The sequence below is a fragment of the Tardiphaga sp. genome, from assembly GCF_041424195.1.
GTDB lineage: Bacteria > Pseudomonadota > Alphaproteobacteria > Rhizobiales > Xanthobacteraceae > Tardiphaga.
The window spans coordinates 1-2,893 of the sequence record NZ_JBGMOE010000236.1; the positions used below are offsets into that span (position 1 = coordinate 1).

Genomic DNA, 2,893 nt, shown 5'->3' on the forward strand with positions numbered 1-2,893 from the left:
CTGGCCCCTTTTTAAACCGGTGCCTGGCCCGTTTTTATCCCGGTGTTGACACTCGTTCACGTCGAGGATCCGCGAGGGCGGCATTGCCGCCATGGAACTGGTCGCCAGAGAGTTAAAATCGATGGGTGTGTACACCGCGCGTTCGCTCTCCTACGCCGGCGTCGAATACGACGTGCTCGAGCACAAGCTGACCGAGAGCCAGATCGCTGATTTCGATGCCTACAGCGAAGCGTGGAGCATCATATTCCAGCAGATGGAGGAGGCGCTGTCCGCGGCGGGTGTTATCGATCCGCTCGAGGGCAAGACGCTCAACGGGCAGGCGCTGGCCGCCGCGCGCAGTCGGTTCTACAGTTCAGCCCAGCGTTTCTTTGGCCAGCTGCTCCTGGCCATGAAGTTGCCGACGCTGCTGCCGGCGATCGAGGAAGCCCTCGACACGGGCATGAGCGCAGTGATCCAGCTCGTCTCCACGTCCGAAGCCTTGCTCGATCGGCGACTCGCCAGTCTCGACGATGATGATCGTGCGGAATTGTCCATTGATCTCAGCCCCAAGGAGGCAATGCTGTCTTACCTGCAGCACGCATTCCCGACGCGGGCGATGGAGAGTTTCTTCGACGACGACGGCAATGAGCGTTCCCGACCCCGCTCCGACCCCGACGGTAATCCCGTGCACTGTCCCGAAGCGCTGCGGATGCGCGACGACATGATCGAACTGCTCGGCGCGCTGCCCCCGATCGTGCCGGCGCTGGACGCGATCATCACCCGGTTCGGGGTCGATGCCGTGGCCGAAGTGACGGGCAGGACGCGCCGTCTGCTGAGGATGCCGGATGGTTCGCAGAAATTGCAATCGCGTTCCGCTTCGTCCGGCATCGCGGACGCGAACCTGTTCATGGCCGGCAGGAAGCGCGTGCTGGTGTTTTCCGACGCCGGCGGCACCGGACGATCCTATCATGCGAGCCTCGCCGCGCCGAACCAGCAGCGTCGCGTCCACTTCCTGCTCGAGCCGGGGTGGCGCGCCGACAAGGCCATCCAGGGACTTGGTCGCACCAACCGCACCCATCAGGCCTCGGCGCCAATCTTCCGCCCTGTTACCACCGATTGCCGCGGCGAGCGGCGGTTCATTTCCACGATCGCGCGGCGGCTTGATGCGCTTGGCGCGCTTACCCGTGGCCAGCGGCAGACGGGCGGGCAGAATCTCTTCGACGCGGCGGACAACCTCGAGTCCTGCTACGCCCAGGAAGCGCTGCTCAAATGGTATCGCTTGCTCCATGCGGGCAAGCTGACCTCGACGACCTTCGCGACGTTCTGCACCCGGACCGGGCTTAAGCTGGAGCACGAAGGCGGCCTGATCGAGCAGCTGCCGCCGATCCAGCGCTGGCTCAACCGGATCCTCGCGCTTCCGATCGTCCTGCAGAACGCCATCTTCGACGAATTCCTTGGCCTCGTCGAAGCGCGGATCGAGGCGGCGAAGAAGGCCGGTACGTTCGATGCCGGCGTCGAGACGGTTGTCGCGGACAGGCTGACCATCGTCGAGGAGCGCGATCTGTTCCGCGACAAGGGCGGGGCCACCACCCAGCTGCTCACGCTCGAAGCCCAATGGGCGGTCAGGATCACCAGTCTTGCCGAGATCACCGCGCGCCGCGAGCGGGCAGGGGGCCGCGCGCGCGCCATGCGCAACGGCAAATCGGGCAAGGTCGCGCTCTTCGTTCCCGATCGGCCCTGGCTTGACGAGGACGGCCACCCGGTTCCGGTCTGGAAAGCCCACCGGCAGGGCCGGACCATGCTGGTCCCGCAGAACGATCTCGATGAAAGCCACTGGGAGGATATTGATCCCGACACGTTCGGGACGCTCTGGCAGGCCGAGGCCGAACAGGCTGCCGCACATCCCCACACCGAGCGCTTCTTCCTGGCGACGGGTCGCCTGCTCCCGATCTGGAACCTCCTGGGTGACGAAGCGCAGGTGCGGCGCGTGGTCACGCAGGAAGGGCGTTCGTTTCTCGGCCGCATCGTGCCGACCGATGCCGTCAACGCCCTGCTGACCAAGCTCGGGATTACCGATCAGATCGCCCTGTCCGCCGACGAACTCGTCCGCGCCGCGCTGGGCGGCAAGGTCGTATCCATCCACGCCGCGCGTGGCCTGTCGCTCAAGCGCAGCCGCGTCAACGGCGAGCAGCGTCTTGAAGTGGTTGGCTTCGATCCCCGCGGCCTCGCCAGCTGGAAAGCCCGTGGCGCCTATACGGAGGTAATCCAGTTCCAGACCCGCCTGTTTCTCCCCGTCGCTGTCGCGACCCAGGCCATCGCGGAGATGGCCGCATGAGCGCGTTTCGCTGCCAGATCTGCGGACGGCACAAGCATCTGCGCAAGGACGGGACCGTCGTGCACCATTGCGTCGGCGGTCCGCGTTGCCCGGGGAGTGGCTACCCACCCATCGAGCACGACGATGCCCGGCTCATAAGCTACGCGGCGGAGATCGAGGTGGCCTTCCGCCGCGCATGCGAAGCAGTGCGTCTCCTTGAGGAACAGCGCGCCAACGTCATCGATCCCGCTCTCATCATCCGGCGGGGCTTTCTCGCCGGCCAGACATTGCGGATCGGTCGCCGGCTGCAGCGGCACCGCGATTGGTCCGAACGCTACCGGCGGTCCATCGCGCGGCAGATGGACAAGCATGGCTATGCCTGGGCCGAGCCGCCGCCTGCCTATCTTGTGAACAGACTGGAGGAGCACCATGGAATCCCGCTTGCGCCATGACCGTAATATCCGTATTTTACGGATAGGAGATGACAGATGACGCAGATCGCGAGTTCCGTCGAAGTGTCGAAGGCATTCGGTCGCTATAGCCGGCAGGCCCTTCGTGAGCCTTTGACCATAACGCATCATGGCGTCGCGAGTCTCGTCA

Annotated in this window: 2 protein-coding genes and 1 pseudogene; all 3 read left to right on the forward strand. The window is 65.0% G+C overall.

Going from position 1 to position 2,893, the window contains the following annotated elements:
* Positions 1-64: 64 nt before the first annotated feature.
* Positions 65-205, forward strand: a pseudogene (locus ACEK02_RS33275) (strawberry notch-like NTP hydrolase domain-containing protein); the annotation flags it as partial.
* Between the two features lie 234 nt (positions 206-439).
* Entirely contained in the window at positions 440-2,314 is a 1,875-nt protein-coding gene (locus tag ACEK02_RS33280) for a strawberry notch C-terminal domain-containing protein (protein WP_371426195.1), read from the forward strand.
* Complete coding sequence (locus ACEK02_RS33285; protein WP_371426193.1) at positions 2,311-2,745, forward strand: hypothetical protein; 435 nt, start codon at positions 2,311-2,313, stop codon at positions 2,743-2,745. The genes ACEK02_RS33280 and ACEK02_RS33285 overlap by 4 nt, the downstream gene beginning before the upstream one ends.
* The last annotated feature ends 148 nt before the right edge of the window (positions 2,746-2,893 follow it).